This is a genomic window from Oceanobacter sp. 5_MG-2023 (assembly GCF_030548165.1).
GTDB lineage: Bacteria > Pseudomonadota > Gammaproteobacteria > Pseudomonadales > Oceanobacteraceae > Oceanobacter.
In genome coordinates, this window is record NZ_JAUORS010000027.1 from 1 (window position 1) to 20963 (window position 20963).

General features: G+C 52.1%; 21 protein-coding genes. 13 read left to right on the plus strand and 8 right to left on the minus strand.

Translation table 11 applies throughout. From position 1 onward, the window contains the following. Nucleotides 1–113: 113 nt before the first annotated feature. Nucleotides 114–1148, plus strand: coding sequence for a polysaccharide deacetylase family protein (locus tag Q4551_RS14535; RefSeq protein WP_303434595.1), 1035 nt, complete (start codon nt 114–116; stop codon nt 1146–1148). On the opposite strand, the gene Q4551_RS14540 is transcribed toward Q4551_RS14535, so the two are convergent. Further along, nucleotides 1123–1827 (minus strand): M48 family metallopeptidase, encoded by a 705-nt coding sequence (locus Q4551_RS14540; protein WP_303434596.1) that lies wholly within the window; start codon nt 1825–1827, stop codon nt 1123–1125. The genes Q4551_RS14535 and Q4551_RS14540 overlap by 26 nt on opposite strands. Before the next feature lie 39 nt (nt 1828–1866). Here Q4551_RS14540 and Q4551_RS14545 point away from each other — a divergent pair, with 39 nt between their 5' ends. Continuing rightward, nucleotides 1867–2442, plus strand: coding sequence for a YecA family protein (locus tag Q4551_RS14545; RefSeq protein ID WP_303434597.1), 576 nt, complete (start codon nt 1867–1869; stop codon nt 2440–2442). A gap of 99 nt (nt 2443–2541) precedes the next feature. Here the strand turns inward: Q4551_RS14545 and Q4551_RS14550 are convergent, their stop codons facing one another. Next, a complete protein-coding gene (locus tag Q4551_RS14550) occupies nt 2542–3906 on the minus strand; it encodes a phosphate ABC transporter substrate-binding/OmpA family protein (RefSeq protein ID WP_303434598.1) in 1365 nt (454 codons plus the stop codon). Between the two features lie 277 nt (nt 3907–4183). Next, on the minus strand, nt 4184–4495 hold the full coding sequence (locus tag Q4551_RS14555) for a BolA family transcriptional regulator (protein WP_303434599.1): 312 nt from the start codon (nt 4493–4495) through the stop codon (nt 4184–4186). Nucleotides 4496–4595: 100 nt separating this feature from the next. On the opposite strand from Q4551_RS14555, the gene Q4551_RS14560 reads away from it, so the two are divergent. Beyond that, nucleotides 4596–5120 carry a hypothetical protein gene (locus Q4551_RS14560; protein ID WP_303434600.1) on the plus strand — a complete coding sequence of 175 codons (525 nt, stop codon included), beginning with the start codon at nt 4596–4598 and terminating at the stop codon, nt 5118–5120. Nucleotides 5121–5158: 38 nt separating this feature from the next. On the opposite strand, the gene Q4551_RS14565 is transcribed toward Q4551_RS14560, so the two are convergent. Continuing rightward, the gene (locus tag Q4551_RS14565) at nt 5159–5350 is read right to left on the minus strand and encodes a hypothetical protein (RefSeq protein ID WP_303434601.1); all 192 of its coding nucleotides are present in this window, start codon (nt 5348–5350) and stop codon (nt 5159–5161) included. Between the two features lie 169 nt (nt 5351–5519). On the opposite strand from Q4551_RS14565, the gene ylqF reads away from it, so the two are divergent. Next, on the plus strand, nt 5520–6488 hold the full coding sequence (ylqF, locus tag Q4551_RS14570; protein WP_303434602.1) for a ribosome biogenesis GTPase YlqF: 969 nt from the start codon (nt 5520–5522) through the stop codon (nt 6486–6488). Between the two features lie 121 nt (nt 6489–6609). Here the strand turns inward: ylqF and Q4551_RS14575 are convergent, their stop codons facing one another. Further along, nucleotides 6610–7467 (minus strand): MBL fold metallo-hydrolase, encoded by an 858-nt coding sequence (locus Q4551_RS14575; RefSeq protein WP_303434603.1) that lies wholly within the window; start codon nt 7465–7467, stop codon nt 6610–6612. A 122-nt stretch (nt 7468–7589) separates the two neighbouring features. Between Q4551_RS14575 and Q4551_RS14580 the strand changes: the two genes are divergently transcribed. The 7 genes from Q4551_RS14580 (at nt 7590) to Q4551_RS14610 (ending at nt 13806) form a co-directional block, all read left to right on the plus strand. Next, nucleotides 7590–7895: a helix-turn-helix transcriptional regulator gene (locus tag Q4551_RS14580; RefSeq protein WP_303434604.1), complete on the plus strand. Its 306-nt coding sequence runs from the start codon at nt 7590–7592 to the stop codon at nt 7893–7895. Then, a complete protein-coding gene (locus Q4551_RS14585) occupies nt 7888–9570 on the plus strand; it encodes a SulP family inorganic anion transporter (protein ID WP_303434605.1) in 1683 nt (560 codons plus the stop codon). Before Q4551_RS14580 ends, Q4551_RS14585 begins: the two co-directional genes overlap by 8 nt. Nucleotides 9571–9883: 313 nt before the next feature. Then, complete coding sequence (locus tag Q4551_RS14590; protein WP_303434606.1) at nt 9884–10360, plus strand: DUF2489 domain-containing protein; 477 nt, start codon at nt 9884–9886, stop codon at nt 10358–10360. Between the two features lie 201 nt (nt 10361–10561). Continuing rightward, on the plus strand, nt 10562–11137 hold the full coding sequence (locus Q4551_RS14595; protein WP_303434607.1) for a YceI family protein: 576 nt from the start codon (nt 10562–10564) through the stop codon (nt 11135–11137). Nucleotides 11138–11285: 148 nt separating this feature from the next. Beyond that, on the plus strand, nt 11286–12146 hold the full coding sequence (gene murI, locus Q4551_RS14600; RefSeq protein WP_303434608.1) for a glutamate racemase: 861 nt from the start codon (nt 11286–11288) through the stop codon (nt 12144–12146). Nucleotides 12147–12199: 53 nt separating this feature from the next. Further along, a complete protein-coding gene (gene folE / locus Q4551_RS14605; protein WP_303434609.1) occupies nt 12200–12751 on the plus strand; it encodes a GTP cyclohydrolase I FolE in 552 nt (183 codons plus the stop codon). 467 nt (nt 12752–13218) lie between these two features. Beyond that, the gene (locus tag Q4551_RS14610; protein ID WP_303434610.1) at nt 13219–13806 is read left to right on the plus strand and encodes a chalcone isomerase family protein; all 588 of its coding nucleotides are present in this window, start codon (nt 13219–13221) and stop codon (nt 13804–13806) included. Nucleotides 13807–13927: 121 nt separating this feature from the next. On the opposite strand, the gene Q4551_RS14615 is transcribed toward Q4551_RS14610, so the two are convergent. Beyond that, on the minus strand, nt 13928–14560 hold the full coding sequence (locus tag Q4551_RS14615; protein WP_303434611.1) for an OmpW family protein: 633 nt from the start codon (nt 14558–14560) through the stop codon (nt 13928–13930). Between the two features lie 436 nt (nt 14561–14996). Between Q4551_RS14615 and Q4551_RS14620 the strand changes: the two genes are divergently transcribed. Both Q4551_RS14620 and Q4551_RS14625 read left to right on the plus strand, forming a co-directional pair. Beyond that, on the plus strand, nt 14997–16718 hold the full coding sequence (locus Q4551_RS14620; RefSeq protein ID WP_303434612.1) for a hypothetical protein: 1722 nt from the start codon (nt 14997–14999) through the stop codon (nt 16716–16718). A gap of 103 nt (nt 16719–16821) precedes the next feature. Beyond that, entirely contained in the window at nt 16822–17325 is a 504-nt protein-coding gene (locus Q4551_RS14625) for a hypothetical protein (protein ID WP_303434613.1), read from the plus strand. 158 nt (nt 17326–17483) lie between these two features. Here Q4551_RS14625 and metE read toward each other — a convergent pair whose 3' ends face one another. Continuing rightward, nucleotides 17484–19871 carry a 5-methyltetrahydropteroyltriglutamate--homocysteine S-methyltransferase gene (gene metE, locus Q4551_RS14630; protein ID WP_303434614.1) on the minus strand — a complete coding sequence of 796 codons (2388 nt, stop codon included), beginning with the start codon at nt 19869–19871 and terminating at the stop codon, nt 17484–17486. A gap of 273 nt (nt 19872–20144) precedes the next feature. Further along, nucleotides 20145–20801 (minus strand): MHYT domain-containing protein, encoded by a 657-nt coding sequence (locus Q4551_RS14635; RefSeq protein ID WP_303434615.1) that lies wholly within the window; start codon nt 20799–20801, stop codon nt 20145–20147. Nucleotides 20802–20963: the final 162 nt, after the last annotated feature.

Here is a 20963-nt window from a genome sequence, read left to right on the forward strand (position 1 = left end):
GACTCGTCATTTCGCTGCATTCGTCGCCTTGCCCTGAACAACGGCAACACTCGCGCAGAGCCGTGCAGGATTAAATATATGTCCCCACAGCATTCACAGAACAAGGGCGTTCCATGAAGTATCTCGTACTACTTGCCGGCCTGTTGATAACGATGGCAACCCGGGCAGAGCTGGTTATCTTGCAATACCATCACGTTTCCACCAGCACACCGGCTGCCACCAGTATCAGCCCGGCGGATTTCAAACGGCATTTGCTATTGTTGGCGTCACTGAACAAAACCATTGTCGATTTGCCAAGCGCCATTCAGACCTTGCGCCAAGGTGGCACTCTGCCGGACAACGCCGTTGCCATTACCTTTGATGATGCCTACGAATCTATTTATCACAACGCCTTCCCGTTGCTGGCCCAACGTCGCTGGCCTTTCACTGTTTTTGTGAACCCGGGAACGATCGATGCAGAACACGAGGGGATCATGCCCTGGCAACAGTTGCGCGAGATGCAACAGCAAGGGGCGACCATTGCCAATCACACCCAGGACCACCCTTATCTGATTCAGCGCCCGGATAACCTGACGCTGGATGCATGGCTGACCCAGCAAGTCGATAACGCCGAACAACGAATCAAGCAGGAAATGGGGCAATCCAACCGCTTGCTGGCCTACCCTTATGGTGAGTATTCACTGGCAATCGCGGAGTGGCTCCAAGATCACGATTACCTGGCATTTGGGCAACATTCCGGGGCTGTATCCAGCCAATCATTCTGGCAAGCGATTCCACGCTACCCGGTCGCGGGTGCCTATGCCGACCCTGATACGCTCAATAACAAACTCCAGACCCTGGCATTACCCGTTGCCAGCAACTCTCTGGTCGACCCGGCACTGGGGAGCGATAACCCGCCAGAGCTGCGGCTAACCCTGCACTCCCAGGATCTTGATCCTGACCATTTGCGCTGTTTTGCCAGCGGTGAAGGCCAGATTGATCACCAGGTCGATGTCACTGGCACCACCATCACCCTGACAACCCAAGCCACCCAACCCATTACCCAGGGCCGCAGCCGCTACAACTGCACCGCCCCCAGCCTCAGCAAACCCGGCTATTTTTACTGGTATTCGCAATTATGGATCAATACGAGCGTAGAAAACCGTTGAGGTGGTACTGATCCAATGTTTGCTCACGCAGGCGACAATCCGCCAGATGAAATGCCATCAGACGCCGAAAACCGGGGCCATGATCAAAATGCCGGATATGGCAAAGCTCATGTACCACCACCAGTTCAATCAGCGGTTCGGGCATATGAATCAGCGCCATATTCAGATTGATATACCCCTTGCGAGACAAGCTGCCCCAGCGGGTCCGCATTTTTTTCACCCGTAGCACCGGCCTCTCAACCCCATACTGCTGAAACCGGGGCCACCAGCAATCCAGCAGATCACTGAAGGTGCTGCGCGCCTGCTGCTTGAGCCAGTCATCCATCAGCGCCTGCCGCTGCCCTGCGGGCATGGCAGGCACAAGCAGCTGGTCATCACACACTTGCGGGATGGCCACATCGGTCTCCACCAGCGTCAGGGTGCGCCCCAGGTACTTCAGCACACATTCATTGCGACTCTGGTTTTCTTTCCACTCTCGACGACGCTGAATCAGCCAGGCTTGATGACCGTCGAGAAAACGGTTTACCTGGGCTTTACTGGCACCCAACGGAATACGCAGGTCGATTTCACCTGCCGGGTTCAGCACCAGTCGTAAACTTTTGCGTTTCATCGCCTGAATATGGAGTACAACATCCTCTCCATCCAGCGGAACAAGCAATTGTTGTTTGTAGCCTTTCATAAGCCTGCTAGCATTGGCTCCGACTTCAGGAGCACCCAAATGAATGATCTAAATAATATCCCAGCCATGACCGAGAACGAACTGGAAACTCTCGGGGTATTGCTGGAAGACGAAGCAGAACGCCAGGACAGTTTCGATTTTTTCGCCGTCCACGGCCTGATTACCTCGTTTTTGGCAGGGCCGATTGAGTTCGATATCCAGCGAGTCTGGGACTGTGCCTTTGACGAAAAACTGGGCTTCAGCAGCGCTGAAAAAGCCACCGTCACCGAGCTGCTTGGCAAAATGACTGCGGAAATCCAGGGCTGGCTCGATTCCGGCCAGGATTTCCCTGTACCTTGTGAGTTGACTCTGTCGGATGAAGAAGACGAGCCACCCATCGAAGGTTGGGCTATTGGTTTTATGACCGGTGTCATGCTGCACGAAGAGGACTGGTACCAGCGCGATGAAGAAAACGTCGCCGAGAGCCTGTTCCCGATCATGTACGCTTCTGGCCTGTTCGCAGACGAAGAAGAAATGGCCGACATCGATGATGACATCGAGCTGTCCGACCAGGTCTGTGGCGGTATTCCAGCAGCCGTCATCGACCTGTATCTGTTTTTCCATAGCCAGGGCTGAACCACAGGCAGCGTTATGCACCTGAGCCTGCCAGAACACAAAAAACCCGAAGCCTTTGCAGGCTTCGGGTTTTTCTTTGTCGCTTGGCAGCAGTCAGGCTCAAGTATTGTCCCTGAGCCACACCTCAACCCGGCGATTTTTCATTTTCCCTTCTGCCCGATTCACAGAAGCAACCGGTAAATACTCACCATACCCAACCGAGAGTTCAGGATAAATGCCGTTACGTACCAGTTCACGACGTACCGCCATGGCCCTCAGTTTGGACAACAGCTTGGAGCGTTTCTCGGTGCGTTTCTTGTCACCAAAGCCGATCAGCATCACTTCGGCATCGTTGCGGCCTTTCTGCTGCAGGTAATTAACCAGCCGCTCAATATCCTTCAGCGCTTTATTGTCCAGCGATGCGCTCCCGGCCCGAAAACGGAAATTAATCGTCAAACGCTTGGCATCATTGGTTATTTCACGAAAATCAGACGGTAACTCACTATAAAACTCCGGCACGACTTCTTTCAGTTCCTGTGAAATAAAACCAGAATCCGCGACCACCTGCTGTGCTTCATTGAGCTGAACAAAGCTCATAAACTCAACGACATACGGATTTTCCGGCACATCATCCGTGTACATGAACAAACGCCGGGACAAGGCATAATCTTCAGTGGCAACAGTCAGCTTGTTGGGTTTCAGTGCCTTGGCGCTGCCATCCGATACGGCCAGCAATTTGGCAGCACGGACCGATGACAAACCGACAAAACCGATTCCGTTATCATCCGCAGAGACCTCATCAGACAATACCGCATTGGATTCAAAACGCTTGGCCGATGCAATCAACGGCGTATTACCCAGCACCATGGATTTAAAACTGTCCCAGGTACCCGAGTTTTCATCACGGGCATACACATGAATGGCGCCAGGACGGCCGCCCACCTGCGACCAGTCGGTATAGCCTCCGGAGAAAATCTCGGAGATTTCATCAACACTGAGTTCACTGACCGGATTGGATGGGTGCACCACAATCGCCAAACCATCAATGCCGATGATATGTTCTGCCGATGGCCTGCTCATATCAGCGATGTGTTTTAACAGGCTGGCTTCCTTGGCCTTGATCGGACGGGATGAGGCGGCAATTTCTGATGAACCACTCGCAATCCCCTTGAAGCCGGTACCGGAACCATGTGCGGCGACGTCTATCGTCAAACGGGTACCAAGATCAGGCAAAAAACCACTGACCACTTTTTCATTATTAAACCGGGTATTACGAATTTGAACGTCTGTCGCCCCTTTTTCTTCCAGGTATTTTTTAGCCAGATTAGGTCCAAGTTCATCACCAATGGTATTGGAGCCCTGGATACCAAACAGACGTACTTCACCATTTTTTGGCAGGCCAGTGAAAGGAGATAAAATCCCGGCATTGGCGCTTGAAAAACCCAGAATGGCAAGCAGAGTCAAACAAACACGAATCGTAGTCATAATTCTGATTTCTGGTCGAGAGTTCGGCGCGAGTCTATGAATATTAAGTGACACTTTAGTTACAAAGTTGCCAACCTGACAGATCATTGCATGATGATATCGGCAGGAAATTGCGCACTTCCCGATCTGGTGGGGTCTTTTGGGGGTACAGCTGTTGGTGATTTGCGGCTTGTCCTATGGAATCAGGATTATGTCGCTGTTGCTCCGGGCCAGCCACCCGGACCAGCAGACTCGATCCAGCAGACCTGATGATGCATCAATCATCATCAGGTCATGATCAGTGTTGCCCGGCACATTGTGGCGACTCAGGTACAGCCGTCTGTGCCTGCCATTCCTGTGGCGAATACAAATGCAGCGCCAGAGCATGTACCGGATTTTGCAAAATATCAGCCACCAGGCCATACACCAGCTGATGCCGGGCCACCGGGCGCTTGCCCTCAAAAGCGTCGGATACCATCACCAGTTTGTAGTGGGACGTCGTCGCCGGGCCTGCGTGCATATGGCTTTCGTTCATCAATTCGAGATGAGATGGCGACAGTGATGCCATCTGCTCAACGATATACTCTTCTGGATACTCTTCAGGCTTCATAAAAACTCCGGTTACTCGCTCGGTAATGTCTGCGTATAATCCGCCGCCCCGAGGCATAACTCAAGCCCAGCCCTCTCTCCCGAGTGACCCGGAGCACTGCATGCACGAAAACGATAGTAACAACACCCAGAACCTGATCGACAGATATTATCAGGAAGAACAAGAGCGCCGTTTGCAAGAAAAAACCCAAGCTGAAATCAGCGTCAAGATCGAGCCAGCCGATCTTGCCATGCTGAATATGATTGCCCGTCGCTTCAACAAAAGCCGCGATGAAATCAGCCGCGACATCATGTCGACGGCGCTGATCGACCTGTTCAGCCATCTTGACGCTGGTGAACGCAAGTTACTGGCCCGCGATGCCGATGAAGCCACGCGCCAACTGGCAGAAGAAATTGCCGAAGAAAACGGCGTAACCGACGTGGATATCCGTCAGGGGCAATGGACCACGCATGAGAAACACTTCGTCAAACTGGAGCGTAAACGTGCCCGCGAGCAAGAAAAGCAGCAAGAATTATTAGCCAATGCCGAGCAAGTTCTGGCACAACAGCCAGTCGATACGCTTTCTGCAGAGGGTACGAATCCCTCCGATGAAGCAGAAGCAACATCAGTGTTTGCAGAAGCCTAGCGATTCCAGGGCGGCGCTTTCAGCGCCGCGCTATCACTCTATTTGCGCCAGAGACGCAATTCACGAAATTCTCCGGGGCCTGCTTCCATCCACAGCACCTCGGCCTGATCTGAAAAAACAAACTTATTGCCAACCAGGAAACCGGCGCGACGACGACCAGAAACCGTTGCCGAGGCCTGACGGCCCTGACGTTTGGCACTTCGAGCGAAATCTTCTTGCAAGACATCCATACATTGTCTCCAACTTGACCAATTCCACAGGAATTTTTCGACCACAGTCAGGTTATCGAGCAAATATGACATTCAAATAACGCCCAATTGCTCTCGGGCGGTTGCTCTCACCGGGCCGATCGATACAATGTGCCGCCCTAATTTATTCAGGTCAACCGGATTACACACAATGGCAGTCCAATGGTTCCCAGGGCATATGAACAAAGCCCGCAAGAAGATCAGTGAAGCCATGCCGGATATCGATCTGGTGATCGAGGTCATGGATGCACGTTTGCCGTTCTCCAGCACCAATCCCATGGTGGACGAGCTGTGTCGCAACAAGCCCGTTATCAAGCTGCTGAACAAGCAGGACCTGGCCGATCCTGATATCACCCGGGCCTGGGTCGACTATTTCAGCCAACAGGAAAACACCCAGGCATTGCCATTGGTTGCCGAAGACAAGTCGCAACTCAAGCGGCTGTTGGCCTTGTGTCAAAAAATGGGCCGTGTGCGTTCCGGACGTAACCAGGCCATGCGCCTGATGGTGATGGGTATCCCCAACGTCGGTAAATCCACTCTGATCAATGGCCTCGCAGGACGCTATATTGCCCGTACCGGCAATGAACCGGCAGTGACCAAGTCCAATCAGTTGATTGATTTGAAAAACGGCATGGTGCTCTCTGATACGCCAGGGATTCTCTGGCCCAAATTTGAAAATGAAAACAGTGGTTATCGCCTGGCTGCCAGTGGTGCCGTCAAGGATACTGCCATCGAATATCAGGATATTGCCAACCACACGCTGGGATTTTTATTGCTGCAATACCCTGACCTGCTGATGCAACGCTACAAGCTCAAGGAAAAACCCGCGTCAGCAGCCGAGGCACTGGAACACATTGGTCGCAAGCGTGGTTGTTTACGTCCGGGTGGCGTGATTGATTTGCACAAGGCAGCAGAGCTGGTACTACACGAATTACGTTCCGGTAAATTGGGGCGTATTTCTCTCGAAACACCGGAGATGGTCGCCATCGAACAAGCCTCAATCGAAGCTCGCCAACGCGAAGAACAGGAACGGCAAGAAGAAGCACAACGCTTGCAGCAAGAGCGGCGCCAGCGTCGGCCCCGTCCGGCATCCCATCCAGACGATGACGCGGAGTCGTAAGCCGTCACAAAGGAAAGGGGCTGGCGACTTGATCAATACCAAGCCAACCAAACCAGCCAAACCGATACAGCCGCGCCCGGCGCCGTGATTGATCGGCTCCCCGCCCGACTGAGCCAAGGGGCTAAAAGAGGTTCAACGGCAGTTTGAGATAGGACACACCGTTATCTTCTGCATCGGGCAGTGCCCCGGCGCGAATATTAATCTGCAACGATGGCAAAATCAGCCGTGGCATCGCCAACCCCGCATCTCTCGCGGTGCGCAAGGCCACAAATGCTGCCTGACTGATACCATCCCGAATATGAATATTGTGCTGGCGCTGCTCGGCGACCGTTGCCGAACTCATCGCTGGCCGTCCATCCGGGGGATAATCATGGCACAAATACAAGCGCACCCCATCGCCCAGGGCAAACAGTCGCTGGATCGAGTGATAAAGGGTATCGCTATCCCCTCCCGGAAAGTCACAGCGCGCCGTGCCGGTATCCGGTGCAAACAGCGTATCGCCAATAAAAGCCACCTGCTCATCCACCACATAACTGACGCAGGCGGGAGTATGCCCCGGAGTTGCCAACACCCGGATCTGGTGATCACCCAGTGTCAGGGTGTCGCCATCAGCAACCAGCACGTCAAACTGGTGCCCATCCGCAACAAACGTCGCAGGCTCATTGAATATCTTGCTGAACGTTCCCTGCACCTGCTTGATAGGCTGTCCAATCACAATTCTGGCCCCTGTCTGGCGGCGCAGATAATCTGCCGCCGACAAATGATCAGCATGGGCATGGGTTTCCAGCACATATACCAGGCGGCTGTTTTTCTCTGCCAGACGGTCCAGCACCGCATCGATAAAACCGGTACCGGTTCGGCCGGATTTCTGATCAAAATCCATCACCGGATCGACAATCAGCGATAGCTGCTGCTCGGTGTCTTCCAACCAATGGGTATAAGTAGATGTATCCTGATGGTAGAAACTCTGGATTTGCATGGCAACCTCCGCCTTATCTTGATCATTTCAAAACAACCCAACTATATTAGAATATTCTTATTTAGCAATATTTAATATACACTGCATCAGGTGACTTCCAGCAGCCTGATGAGATTGCGGTTATGCCTTCTTCTTTCGACACTCAACGCCAACCCGCCGTCCGTCTGCTCAAGGCGCTCGCCAATGAACATCGGCTGGCCATTCTCTGTTTACTCAGACAGGGGGAAATTTCCGTGGCCGACCTCGGGCGTCAGCTGCCACTCAGTCAATCGGCCCTGTCGCAGCATCTTGCCTGGCTCCGGGGAGAACATCTGGTGGTCAGCCGCCGCGAAGCCCAGTGCGTTTTTTATTGCCTTGCTGATCACAAGGTGGTTCGCGTTATTCGTTTGTTAAACGAGCTCTACGGAGAGAATACAAACCATGTTTAGTACCCTGCGCCACTACCAACGCGAGTGGTTCTCGGCGGATCTGACAGCGGGTCTGGTCGTTGCGATTTTACTGATTCCCCAGGGCATCGCCTATGCCTTTCTGGCGGGATTGCCGCCTCAGGCGGGTTTGTACGCTGCGCTGCTGCCCTTGTTTATTTATGCCGTGCTCGGCACCAGCCCCAGCCTTGCGGTTGGCCCAGCGGCCATTGTGTCCTTGATGACGCTGGAAGCCCTGCAACAGCTGTCGACGCCGGGCGGGGCTGAGTTCAGTCAGCTGGCTGCAGCTTTGGCGGCATTAACCGGGCTGTTTTTATTGCTGTTTTATCTGATTGGTCTGGGTCGCTGGACAACGTTTATCAGCCACTCGGTCATTTCCGGCTTTTCCAGCGCGGCTGCCATAGTCATTATTATTAACCAGAGCAAATCCCTGACCGGCATGTCAGTTCCCCGGCAGGACAGCCTGGCCGATACTCTTTGGTACGTACTGCAACATCTCGGGCAGGCCATTCCTGCAGTGGTTGTATTGTCTGTAGCAGCCATTCTGTTGCTCAAGTTATGGCCGCTTCTGTGCCGGGTATTGATTGCTGAACACTGGAAAATGTTACGTGAATTACTTGGCCGCAGCGGTCCTCTGGTACTGATTGTACTGGGCATTACGCTGGTGCCTGCGCTGCATTTACCCGCAGATATTGTAGGTGATATTCCTTCCGGTTTACCGGTATTGACGCTGCCTCAACAACTGACGATTGACCAATGGCAATCCTTGATTCCTTCTGCCTTGCTGATTGCGCTTATCGGTTATCTGGAAAGCCTGTCTGTGGCCACCGCCATGGCACGACGCGTCAAAACCTCCGGGCTGGATGCCAACCGCGAACTGTTGGCGCTAGGTATTGCCAACCTCGGGGCAGCGGTTTCACAAGCCTATCCGGTGGCGGGCGGATTTGGCCGCAGCATGGTGAATCAGGCGGCAGGTGCCCGCAGCCAATTGGCGGGGCTGATCACACTGGCCGGTATCGTACTGGTACTGGTGGTCGCCACCAGCTGGTTCACGGTGCTGCCCAAGGCGTTACTGGGTGCCATTATTGTGGTCGCGGTATTACCGCTGATCAACTTTCAGGATGGCTTGCATGCCTGGCGCTTTCAGAAAAGTGACGGCGTGGTCTGGCTGATGACATTTCTGGCGGTGTTGGCGACCAATGCAGAAATCGGTATTTCCCTTGGTATTTTACTGTCTCTGATCTTGTATTTACGCCGTTCCAGTGAGCCTCATATCGCCGAAATCGGTCGTTATAAAAACAGTGATCACTTCCGTAATATCCAGCGCCATGATGTCAGCACCTCACCACATGTATTGATGATTCGGGTTGATGAAAACCTGTATTTTGCCAACAGTCATTACCTGAATACTTTTATTATTCGTCGCCTCGAACAGTCGCCGGATATCCGCCACGTTGTGCTGGTAGGCAGTGCCATCAACCATATCGATTTTAACGGTTACGAAGGTCTGCTGGAGCTGCACGAGCAGCTGCAATCACTCAATATCCTGTTGCATATGGCGGAGTTCAAAGGGCCGGTGATGGACCTGTTGGAAAACACCGACTGGCTGGAGCGTATTCAGCCCGGACAAGTTTTTTTTACCGCCAGTGAAGCATTAAAGGAGCTGGGCCATGTCTGACCACACCAACTCACACTCTGAATCACACCCCGAGTCACATCCGGATCGGCTGCCACCATCGTTACCAGACCATCCGGTGAATAACCCGGCGCCCCCTGACCGTCCAATCTATACGGTCTCCAGCCATCGCTCTGGCCCCCGTTTTCGGGTGCGATACCGGGAGGGTACACCGCCAGCACCGGGGTGCCGATTGTGCTCTCCCGAGCGCCAGTCATAAAGCCAGTGCCAGAATGGGCTGTTGCCAATACACGCCTTAACTTTTGTGCTGAAATGTTTATCATCCCATCACACTCTTCTGCTGGCTGTTTTTTCCATGATGATACTGATCGCTGTCGTTGGCATTGCCATTATCGCCGCACTTTCTGCCTACGCCTGGCGCCTGACCCGTCAGGTCAAACGTATTGAGGCTGAACAACAGGCCGAAGCGGCTGCCGCAGAACAACAGCTGCGTGATTACCAGCACAGCCTGGTGCAGGATGTACGCTTTCTGGCGCGAGCAGTCTTGAGCGAACAATGTGATATCACCGAAGGGGTCTTACGCTTGCACCACACCATTAAAGGCCTCGATCCCACGGTCTGGCAGCATGAGAACCTGGCTGTATTACGTATGTTTCACGAGCAAGTGGCTGATATGCCGATCCTTGATGCCTATAAAAAACTCCCTCCCAAACAACAGTTCGCCATCGACAAGCGTCGCCTGACCCTGGAAGACGAACATAAGGCGGCGATTGAACATGCGCTGAAATGGCTGGTCGAATTCCGCTTTCCCGGTTTGACCTTGCTGCATTAAGACCGGGACGCTGCCATATACGCCATCATATCGGGGAAGTATTCCGCAGCCTGAAGCGGTTCCGCCGGTGGGCGGCAATCCGGGATATATTGTGATGTGCGGACAGTGGCGCTGCAGCAGAACCATCGACCAGCCTTCAACCGCTAATGACATGACTGACAATACACCCATGGATATCCAACATACCGTCAAGGAGTCTGTATGACTTTTCGCACCGCACTGATAGCCCCGCTGTTGTTGACCTGCTTACCCGTCCTGGCCGACTGGCAAGTCGACAATGATTCAGTGGTCGCCTTCCAGACCACCAAGAATATTAACAAGGTAGAAAATCATCACTTCAAACACGTGTCCGGGGTCGTTAGCAGCACCGGCGCTGCCACTATCAATATCGACCTGAGCAGTGTTGCCACCGGTATCGATATTCGTGACAGCCGCATGCAATCCATGCTGTTTGATACCAGCCGGTTTGCCACTGCCGTGCTGCAGGCCACGGTTCCTGCCAAGGTCATGACCTCGCTGGAACAGGGCAAACCAACACGCTTTACTCTGTCTGGCTCCCTGTCGTTACACGGCAAACAGGCGACGGTCACTACCGAGGTACTTGCCACTCCCGCAGCGGATGCCTCTTTGGTTGTCAGCAGCCTGGCGCCTGTCTTGATTGATGCCGCCGAGTTCGGGCTTGAGGGCGGTATCGAAGCATTACGCAATATCGCCAAACTGACATCCATTACCCAGGTCGTACCGGTAGAATTCACTCTGATCCTGAAGCCGCAGTAACCCGCCTGGCCGACCGTGTCAGGCGTATCGCTTACTGTTTGTACGCCTGACTTCACCAACCGTGGCGCGCGATCCAAACACGCAGCCACACCGGATGAAATTTGTTAAACTATCATCCTTCTGTTTCTATTATTGCTGGTAACTGTCTTTGATTCTGGTTTTTGACTCTGGTGTTGGTGGCCTTGGTGTTGTCAGGGAGATACACCAGTTACGCCCCGACCTGACAGTGCACTATCTGATGGATACGGCAGCCTTCCCTTACGGCATCCAGAATGATCAAATCCTGACCCGGCGGATTATCGCCTTGTGTCAGCAAGCAGTGGCAGCCCTGCCGGTCAAGTTGCTGGTTATCGCCTGTAATACCGCCAGCACGTTGGCGCTCGATTCATTACGGGCAGTACTGGATATTCCGGTAGTGGGTGTGGTTCCAGCCATCAAGACAGCGGCAGAGCAATCAGCCAATGGCGTGATCGGTTTGCTGGCAACACCGGCCACCATCAGTCGCTCTTATACCGACAAGCTGATAAACGATTTTGCCGCTCATTGTGATGTCAGGCGGCTGGGCAGTCGCCAACTGGTTGAATGGGCTGAAAGCCTGGTTCGTGCACCGGATCAATATCATCAAGGCTTGTCAGAGCGCATCCAACAACACCTGTCAGGCTGGATAGAACAAACACCCAGGCCCAGTCATATTGTGCTGGGCTGTACTCATTTCCCGCTGCTACGGCCGTATCTGAGTAAGCTTTGGCCAACGATTATCTGGGTTGACTCCGGTGCAGCCATTGCTCGACGAGTCAATCACTTACTCGGAGCCGCCCCTGCTGATACCAGGCTCGGACAGCTCTATCTGTATCAAACGAATGGCATCGCCGACGCCCGATATTTGAGCCAGTTCTGGTCCGCTGCCGCGTTGCCAGAGAGTATCAACCCTGATTGGGTAAAACTGAATTTGCCAGAAACCACTGGCAATACAGTCAACATAAGCTGTACAAGCAACCCTCTTGTATGAGTATTTTTTAATTTGAGTATAGTGCTCAGGTATTTTGGAAATCTGGATAAAACATGTCAAAACTCGAACACCTTTACAGTGAGGTTCTAACCGACCTGGGAGAGGACATCACCCGTGAAGGCTTGCTGGATACGCCCAAGCGCGCAGCCAAAGCCATGCAATTTCTGACCAGTGGTTATAACGCCAGTCTCGAAGAAGTAATCAACGGCGCGGTGTTCACCAGTGATAATGACGAGATGGTCGCGGTACAGGGCATCGAGTTTTACTCATTGTGTGAACACCATATGCTGCCCTTTATCGGACGCTGTCATATCGGCTATCTACCCAACGGCAAGGTACTCGGCCTATCCAAGTTTGCCCGAATAGTAGACCTCTTTGCCCGTCGCCTGCAGATCCAGGAAAACATGACCAAACAGATTGCTGAAGCCGTCGAAGAAGTGACTGGCTGCCGTGGTGTTGGCGTCATTCTGGAAGCACAACATATGTGTATGATGATGCGCGGTGTGCAAAAACAGAATTCATCCATGCGCACATCTGTTATGAAAGGGGACTTTCGCAGCAATCCGGCCACCCGTAGCGAGTTTATGCGTTTGGTCGGGATGTAACCCGATGACTTCGTGAGCTGCCAGTCTTTTTATACAGGGTATAAAATACCTGGCGCTCCGACAGACTGCTGATCAGATCTGAACGCGCTGCTCCGTAACGCTGCCCGACTCTTTACCAGAGTCCAGATGCTGGTCAGACAGCTTCATACCCACCCAACACCAGCAACCTCCCCCATAGCCATTCCCGCACTCCCTCTGTCATATCCGTATACCTGCATACTTTCTGATAACCATCAGACAGCCATTTAGTAGCCGTCTAATAGTAGCCGTCTAGCAGCCGCTGATTGCTACTTCCAGAAACACATTATTCGGCTTTCTGTACCCAGCCAATGACCACGGTGTCACCCTCTGTAACAGCTACCAATAAAGCCATGTCTCTCCCCTATTTATCATTGCGATCCAGTATTACTGAGCGTAGATTCAAGGAAGGAAAAGGAGAAAAGAACCAACAAAAGAGGTAATGGATTATGAAAAATACCTGGTTAGTCACCACCTTGGTGTCGTTGCTTTCAGCGACCAGTCTGACGACTCATGCCCTGACGACTCCGCTTCCAGAGCGGTTACTGTCATTAAATGGCCACCATACCCTGCAACTGGCTGATTCATTATCCCGGGATTATTTTTATATCCGCGATGCCTATACCAGCGCTCTCTATCATGCCCCTTCCCGCACCGGTATACAGCGCCTTGAACTGACGGTTCAATCCGAGCGAATCAGCGGTCGTGGGGTTGGCTTGTCACTGTACGATACCATTGCCATCACGTCGGAATGGGAACAGATGGCCACACTGGAAGCACGCCTGAATGCGCTGGTCAAAATGATGGATACCCGTCTGATACAGGGTGACCGTATTGTTATTGAGTACACCCCCGGCCGTGGCTCGGAAGTAATGGTCAAGAATGAATATATGGGTATTATCCGTGGACAGGACTGGTTTCAGGCGCTGATCCAGGCCTCGATGGCACCCGCTGTTCCCGCTGTTCTTGTTGATGCTCCTGCGTTGCAAGTACAGCCACCACAAACCAGTAACAGTATCTCAGCAGTGTTTTTGTAGGGGGCTTTTTGTAAGTCTGGTTTCGGGTGTTGACCTTGATTATGTGACACGTCAACACATCGTAACCAGCAGATATAAAAAAAGCGGCTTGCGCCGCTTTTTTTATATCAAACCCAAGTAATCAGAACTTGTAACCAGCACCAACAAAATAAACCAGCGGATCAATTTCTACATCAAGGCCATCAGCTGCACCGCCTTTGATTTTTGTATCGATATCCATTTTCCAAGCCGCAGCATTCACCAGCCAATGATCATTCAGGGCATAGTCAACACCTACGGAGTAAGTCAAACCCCAGCTGGTTTCCAGCCCTTTGGTACCAAGATCCGCATCATCTTCTTCATCAAAGAAGAAGGTATGGTTAACACCCAGGCCCACATAGGGTTGCAGTTTGGAATCGGCTCCCATTGGGTAATATTGTACAGAAACAGTAGGTGGCAAGTGTTTGGTTGTCGCAATCGTAGCGCCATCAATAGCACCACCATCACCTTCGACTTCGTGTTCAAAAGGCGTCGCTGCCAGCAGTTCCACACCGATCTGGGAGGTCACCATATAAACACCGGTCAAACCCAATTGGGTATCTGACAAGACATCCAGTTCACTGCCTGCAACAAGACCACTGCTATCGGCATTACCGTCTTTCGGAGAAACCGTCACAGCACCCGCCTTGACGATAATGTCACCCGCTTCGTAGGCCATAGCCGGGATAGCAGATACTGCAACAACAGTAGCCAGCAGAGTTTTGATCAGTTTCATTTTGCACTCCTTGATTCCGTGCTTTTGGTAGATGAGTGCAGGGTACCCGGCTTGATCTGCACAATTTTGATGCAAATCAAGCATTTAATGCCCCAAAATAAAGACACCAGACAATCTTGTGATAGGTCAATTTGTGTCAACCCTACAAGCTGTCCAACAGCGCTATGGCATGCTTCTTTCATTCAAAGGCAGCAAAAAAACGTTAGCTGAGATACAGTTAGCCATCCCTGATATTATTGTCACCGGATTCAGGCTGAAGTGTGACTACCATCGTGAGTGACACTGCCGTCTGACATGATCAGACCCTCTTCATTGAGGCTGATCCACTGGCCATCGTTTTCCTGTCCACCATGTGAACAACATCCGGAGAAAATCATGGAGTTGACGTTTGATTGAGCAGTTTTCTGCGGCATTCGCTACCCGGATCGGAAGACGATTGCTTTCATACTTGCTATTGGCCAATTTCCTTATCGCCACCTTGTCTTATGGCTGGATGCTGATCGACGACTACCAGCATGGTACGCAACGCCTGCAAAATAACCTGGTCAAGCTGGAGGACAGTTATCACGACAGTCTTGTCATCAGCCTCTGGAATTTCAATTCCGAGCAGCTGCGCACACAGCTGAAAGGCATGCTCAACTTTGACGGCGTTGAGTACATCATGGTCGACAGTACCGACTTTGGTTACGTCGAAACTGGCCTCAAGCCAAACAAGGTTGATATTCGCCACCAATTCAATCTCTATTACGAAGATCAGGACAATAACCGCACCTTTCTGGCAACCCTGACCATTCTGGGCAGTTATGCACAGCTCTACCAACAACTGGAAACCCGCGCATTGAATATGCTGCTGGTACTGCTCTGCCAGACCATTACCATATCCCTGGTATTACTGCTGCTGATCCACCACCTGATTACCCGTCATATTCGCTCATTGTCAGAGTGGGCCAATGCCTTTTCCATTCAAACACCCGATCACCCAGTCACACTTGAGCACCGCACCACCAATACCATGCACAAGCAAGATGAGCTGGACGCCCTGGCCTCTGCCATCGAGAAAATGCGTCTGTCATTACTCAATGACATGCACCTGCGTGACCAGGCCAGAATGGAATTGGAAGATACCCACAATCACCTCAATATGGCGATTGAGAACACCACCATGGGCTTCTGCCGCTATCTGGTTCGTGAAGATCACATGGAAACCAACCGCAACTTTTGTTACCAGCTACGAACCGATCAAGAAACCCTGAACGGTATGGAAAACCCGTTACATGCTATTTTGGAACGTATGAATTCAGACACCAGTGCAGAGCAACGGGAACGTATTTACCAGTTACTGCAAGGACGGATCAAACGGGTCCAGGGCAAATTTTCCATTCTCAAATTCAATGGTCAGGAAGGTGTATTCGATATCAGCTTTCAGGCCATCCGTTTTCATAACAACCGCCCGAACGAAGTGCTGATCTGCAGCGTTGACCACACCAGTGAATATTATGCTCACAAGCAATTGCAAGATCTGAATCTGCGTATGGAAGCCTCTTTACGCCAGCAACAAGACGAATTCCAGCATATGGCAATGGTGCAAAGCAGCGACCTTGAACGCTTGCAGCGGGAATGTGATCACTTGCGCCATCAGGTAACCAACCGGCAACGACCCTCATTACTGGCACTGGTTGCTCCCACACTGGAACAAGCCTCCCAGGCGACAGAGCCAGATCTGGCGATACCACTGGCGCTGGCAACGCGATCATTTAATGTATTGACCGGGCCAGCCAAACAATCGGTAGATCTGGTGCAGTTTATCCAGCATCACTTGTCACAATCCCGATTATCTGTCGCCCTGACCACACCGCTCTCGCTGATTATCGACGTCAAACTGGTACTGATTGAATTCCTGCTCGATCACTTGCTGGTCATGCCCGCCAAAGATAACGCCATCGATCCAGCCCTGACGCTCTCATTACAAGAGCAGGCCCTGACCCTGACGGTGGTACTTGGCAGTCATGCCGATAAACCCCTGCCACTACTCTGGACCCCGTTGTTACGGAATATTTGTGAAGAAATCGTCAATATGGAAGTCAATGGCCACATTCTCTGGAGCGATGACCAGAGCTCGGTGACGGCTGTTATTAAATTACAACTGGAAGACCTTTGATCTGTTACTCAGGCAGCCAGCCGTCAGCAACACATGAATTCTGTTGCTGAACAGCGCTGCAAAACGTACATTCCATTTCCCCATTTCCAGATAAGAGGCAGCTGTGTCCTACCCACATTTTATTGCTGTTGATGCCAGTTCCTACGAAGAAGAAGCACATCCTATTGCGATTGCCTGGTCAATGGCCGATGGCATGATCAAAACCACCCTGCTCCAGCCCGATGATGGTTGGGATGACTGGGATTACGCCCTCGAGGACATTCACGGCATCAGCCAGGATACGCTCTATCAGCGCGGCGAAACCACCTGGGCCGTCGTGCGAGAGCTGGAAAACGATCTGGAACAAACCTTCCTGATGACCGACGATCCCGAGCGCATAGAACCCTTGCTGGCCAAAATCTATGAGGCCTGCAACCGTGAACTCAGTATCGAAGTCGGTAATCATGGTGAAGACATCACCGATCAAGCCGCTCTGGCAGAAGCCACAGAACAGCTGTTTCATCACCAGCTCACCTGTGATGAACGGGTGCTGATCATGCTGCAACTATGGGCTCAACAACATGGCATGATTGAAAAGTTACCGGTACAGGATCTGGAAGAAGACTGACACAGGCGTGTCAGTTCTGGTAAGCCGTATCGATCAACCGCACCGCGAGCCACCGTTATCTGGTGAATCGCAAGGCACGGTCAATCAAGTGACCACTCAGCCTATGATGATTGTTAACGCCGGAAAGACGTTAACAATGGGTCGATATTTGTAACAGCCTAATGAACGCAACACTCCTGTGCAGCAAGCGTCTTTTCCTGCTCTGGCAGGCTTTCTACCAAGCCGTCAATATCATCCGCCAGCAAGCCATTCTGGTTGATTTTGCCTTCCCACTGCTGACGCAGGGTCTGTGCAACCCGCACCATTTCTCGTAATGATGGCTCCACTTCTTCCCAGCGGCGGGTTTTCAAACCACAGTCCGGGTTGACCCACAGATGACGCAAAGGAACCACTCTTGCCGCCGCTCGCAGTATCGAGGCCATGGCACCGGCATAAGGTACATTCGGGCTATGGATGTCATAAACCCCCGGGCCAATACCATTGTGATACGGATGCTGTGCCAGACCATCCAGTAATTTACTCGCTGACCGGGCGGTTTCCAGCGTGATCACATCCGCATCCATGGCTTCAATCGCAGGCAGGATGTCATCAAAATCGGCGTAACACATATGGGTATGAATCTGGGTGTCGGCCGCCACATCGGTAGTGGCATAACGGAAACTGTTCACCGCCCAGGCCAGATAGCCAGCCCGATCAGCCTGTTTCAACGGCAGAGCCTCACGTAATGCCGGTTCATCCACCTGAATCATGCCAATACCCGCCGACTCCAGTTCGGCAATCTCAGTCCGCAACGCCGCAGCCAATTGATAAGCAGTTTGTGACAAGGGCTGGTCGTCCCGTACAAAGGACCATTTCAGCAGGGTCACAGGGCCGGTCAACATGCCTTTTACCGGGCGAGTGCTCAGACTGGCAGCATAACGGCTCCACTCGACCGTCATTGCTTGCGGGCGTTCGATATCCCCAAAAATCAGCGGTGGCTTGACACAACGAGAGCCATAACTCTGCACCCAGCCATGACTGGATACCGCAACACCCTCCAGCAACTCACCAAAGTATTCCACCATGTCGTTACGTTCTGCTTCGCCATGCACCAATACATCCAGACCAATATTTTCCTGGATACGGATGCAGTACTCCACCTCAGCCAGCAAACCCGAATGATACTCAGCAGGACTGATCTCTCCCTGACGGAAACGGCGGCGCAGCTGACGGATTTCCGTTGTTTGAGGGAAAGACCCAATCGTGGTGGTTGGCAACAACGGCAACTGCCAGCGCGCCTGTTGGCGCTCAGCCCGCTGCTCATATGGCAAATCGCGTTGCCACTCCTGGCTGGCTGCCGTTTGTGCAACCAGCTTGACTGCCGGCTTGTGCACAATGGCCGATTCGCGACGACCAGTAATTCGGGACGCTTGCTGGAGCCAGACAGCGCTGCTCAGGGTAGCCTCCGTGTTCAAGGCATCGGCTAGCAACCGCCCTTCTCCCAGCTTCTGCTGGGCAAAAGCCAACCAGGGCAGTACTGCCGGAGTGATGCGGCCGCTAGCAGACTCCTCTTTCACATCATAAGGAACGTGCAACAAGGAACAGGACGTTGATACCCAAAGACGGTCATCCAGCCGTGTTGTGATCGGTTTTAACAATTGATAACAGGCATCCAGATCGGTACGCCAAATATTACGCCCGGAAATCGCACCAACCGACAACACCTTGTAAGGCCCAAGCTGGTCGACCAGGGTATCGAGATTTTCAGTTCCAGCCACCTGATCGATATGTAACCCTTGTACCGGCAACGACAAGGCCAGTGCCCGGTTACTGTCGAGGCCACCAAAATAGCTTGCCAGCAATACATTCACGCCACTAAAACGCAGACTATGGTAAGCCGGTTCAAAGGCCTGACGCCAATCGTCCGGTAGATCCAGCGCCAGAATCGGCTCATCCAGCTGCACCCAGTCGATGTCTTGCTCACGTAACAAGCGGAACAACTCGCTGTATACCGGCAACAGTTTTGGCAGCAGAGCCAGACGGTCCACTTCCTTTTCACTTTTGGCCAGGAAGAGATACGTCAACGGACCAATAATGACCGGCTTAACGTTATTCGACCGTGATTTGGCTGCTGCGATCTCTTCCAGCAACCATTCAGGCTGCAGATTAAACGTATCGTCGGCGTGGCATTCCGGTACCAGATAATGGTAATTGGTATCGAACCACTTGGTCATCTCAGCGGCATGGCAAGGTGTGCCAGAGGGCGCGCGACCCCGCGCAGCCAGAAACATCTGATCAATCAGGTTATCGGTGGTTTTGACCCGTTCTGGTAAATGCCCCAGCAGAACCGAGGTATTCAGTACCTGATCGTACAAGGCAAAATCACCAACGGTCAGAAAATCAACACCAGCGTCCAATTGACGTTGCCAGTTGGACTCACGAATCTCCGCCGCCAGCGTCAACAACTCTGGCTGACTGATATCGCCCGCCCAATAGCTTTCCAAACCACGTTTGAGCTGACGTTGATCGCCAATACGAGGAAACCCAAGAATATGAAACTTTGTCATGCTTTTTCTCTACATCATGAAATTATCACGCATTGTTGCAAACTTCATACATGAGAAAAAACGAAAAATATTGTACTTACATTGAGAAATATTAATTCAAAAGACAACGATGGCCAGTCGCAAAGCAAGACCCACGCAGTGCTCAAAACCTGGAGTCGTCAGGTCAGGTCAGAGAGGAAGAGAGGAAGAGAGGAAGAGAGGAAAAGAACAGAAAAGCACTCACCGTGCACACCACCAGCATGCACGGTAAATATATCCATAAGCCGAAGAAAATTACGCCACCCGACGCTCTTGCTTCTGCAAACTATCCATGGTGCCGACCAGCAACGCCAACAACATCGCCACCACAACAACAGCGATCAATACCGCCAACACACCAGGGTTCAGCGTCGCCTGATACTTCAAGAGTGACAATTCACTCGCAGGGGCCGCAATATAACTGATGTGCATCGCTGCCATACCGGTGTAGTGCATGCCACAGACAGCCACCGCCATAATGATGGAACTGATGCTTCTCATCATAAAGGTATGGATATTAAACGACAGCCAGAATGCGCAAATCGCAGCCCCAACCGCAATCAGAACCGAGGCACCCACCAAGGCAGGGTCATAAATCATGTCACCTGGCATAACCATCGCTTCCATACCGGTGTAATGCATTGAAGCGACACCCAACCCGGTAACCAGCCCGGCACCCAGCAATCGAGGCAAACTGTCCGGATTACGCCCGACAATAAGCAACCCCAGACCAACAACAACAACAGCCAATAGCAGGGATACCAGCGTCATACCCAGCTCATACCCATAATTGGCATCGGTGTCGAAAGCCAACATGCCAACAAAATGCATCGCCCAGACACCACCACCACCCAAGGCAAGAGCCGCTCCCACCACCCAGAACAGCACGCTTTCCTTTTGTGATGTAATCATGCCCTGCACAAGTCTTAATGCTGTATATGATCCCAATACAGAAATGCAGAACGAGAGCAAAACCATTGCCCAGTTGTATTCAGAAGCCATTAATATCACCTCAAAATCAGATAAGCGTACGCATTTTCCAGCGCACACTGATCCCATATAAAAATTTGGAAA

Bases quoted from the DNA above. Each gene is read 5' to 3' on its own strand.
- Q4551_RS14535 (WP_303434595.1), top strand. From the start codon at position 114: ATGAAGTATCTCGTACTACTTGCCGGCCTGTTGATAACGATGGCAACC.
- Q4551_RS14540 (WP_303434596.1), bottom strand. From the start codon at position 1,827: ATGAAAGGCTACAAACAACAATTGCTTGTTCCGCTGGATGGAGAGGAT.
- Q4551_RS14545 (WP_303434597.1), top strand. From the start codon at position 1,867: ATGAATGATCTAAATAATATCCCAGCCATGACCGAGAACGAACTGGAA.
- Q4551_RS14550 (WP_303434598.1), bottom strand. From the start codon at position 3,906: ATGACTACGATTCGTGTTTGTTTGACTCTGCTTGCCATTCTGGGTTTT.
- Q4551_RS14555 (WP_303434599.1), bottom strand. From the start codon at position 4,495: ATGAAGCCTGAAGAGTATCCAGAAGAGTATATCGTTGAGCAGATGGCA.
- Q4551_RS14560 (WP_303434600.1), top strand. From the start codon at position 4,596: ATGCACGAAAACGATAGTAACAACACCCAGAACCTGATCGACAGATAT.
- Q4551_RS14565 (WP_303434601.1), bottom strand. From the start codon at position 5,350: ATGGATGTCTTGCAAGAAGATTTCGCTCGAAGTGCCAAACGTCAGGGC.
- ylqF (WP_303434602.1), top strand. From the start codon at position 5,520: ATGGCAGTCCAATGGTTCCCAGGGCATATGAACAAAGCCCGCAAGAAG.
- Q4551_RS14575 (WP_303434603.1), bottom strand. From the start codon at position 7,467: ATGCAAATCCAGAGTTTCTACCATCAGGATACATCTACTTATACCCAT.
- Q4551_RS14580 (WP_303434604.1), top strand. From the start codon at position 7,590: ATGCCTTCTTCTTTCGACACTCAACGCCAACCCGCCGTCCGTCTGCTC.
- Q4551_RS14585 (WP_303434605.1), top strand. From the start codon at position 7,888: ATGTTTAGTACCCTGCGCCACTACCAACGCGAGTGGTTCTCGGCGGAT.
- Q4551_RS14590 (WP_303434606.1), top strand. From the start codon at position 9,884: ATGATGATACTGATCGCTGTCGTTGGCATTGCCATTATCGCCGCACTT.
- Q4551_RS14595 (WP_303434607.1), top strand. From the start codon at position 10,562: ATGACTTTTCGCACCGCACTGATAGCCCCGCTGTTGTTGACCTGCTTA.
- folE (WP_303434609.1), top strand. From the start codon at position 12,200: ATGTCAAAACTCGAACACCTTTACAGTGAGGTTCTAACCGACCTGGGA.
- Q4551_RS14610 (WP_303434610.1), top strand. From the start codon at position 13,219: ATGAAAAATACCTGGTTAGTCACCACCTTGGTGTCGTTGCTTTCAGCG.
- Q4551_RS14615 (WP_303434611.1), bottom strand. From the start codon at position 14,560: ATGAAACTGATCAAAACTCTGCTGGCTACTGTTGTTGCAGTATCTGCT.
- metE (WP_303434614.1), bottom strand. From the start codon at position 19,871: ATGACAAAGTTTCATATTCTTGGGTTTCCTCGTATTGGCGATCAACGT.
- Q4551_RS14635 (WP_303434615.1), bottom strand. From the start codon at position 20,801: ATGATTACATCACAAAAGGAAAGCGTGCTGTTCTGGGTGGTGGGAGCG.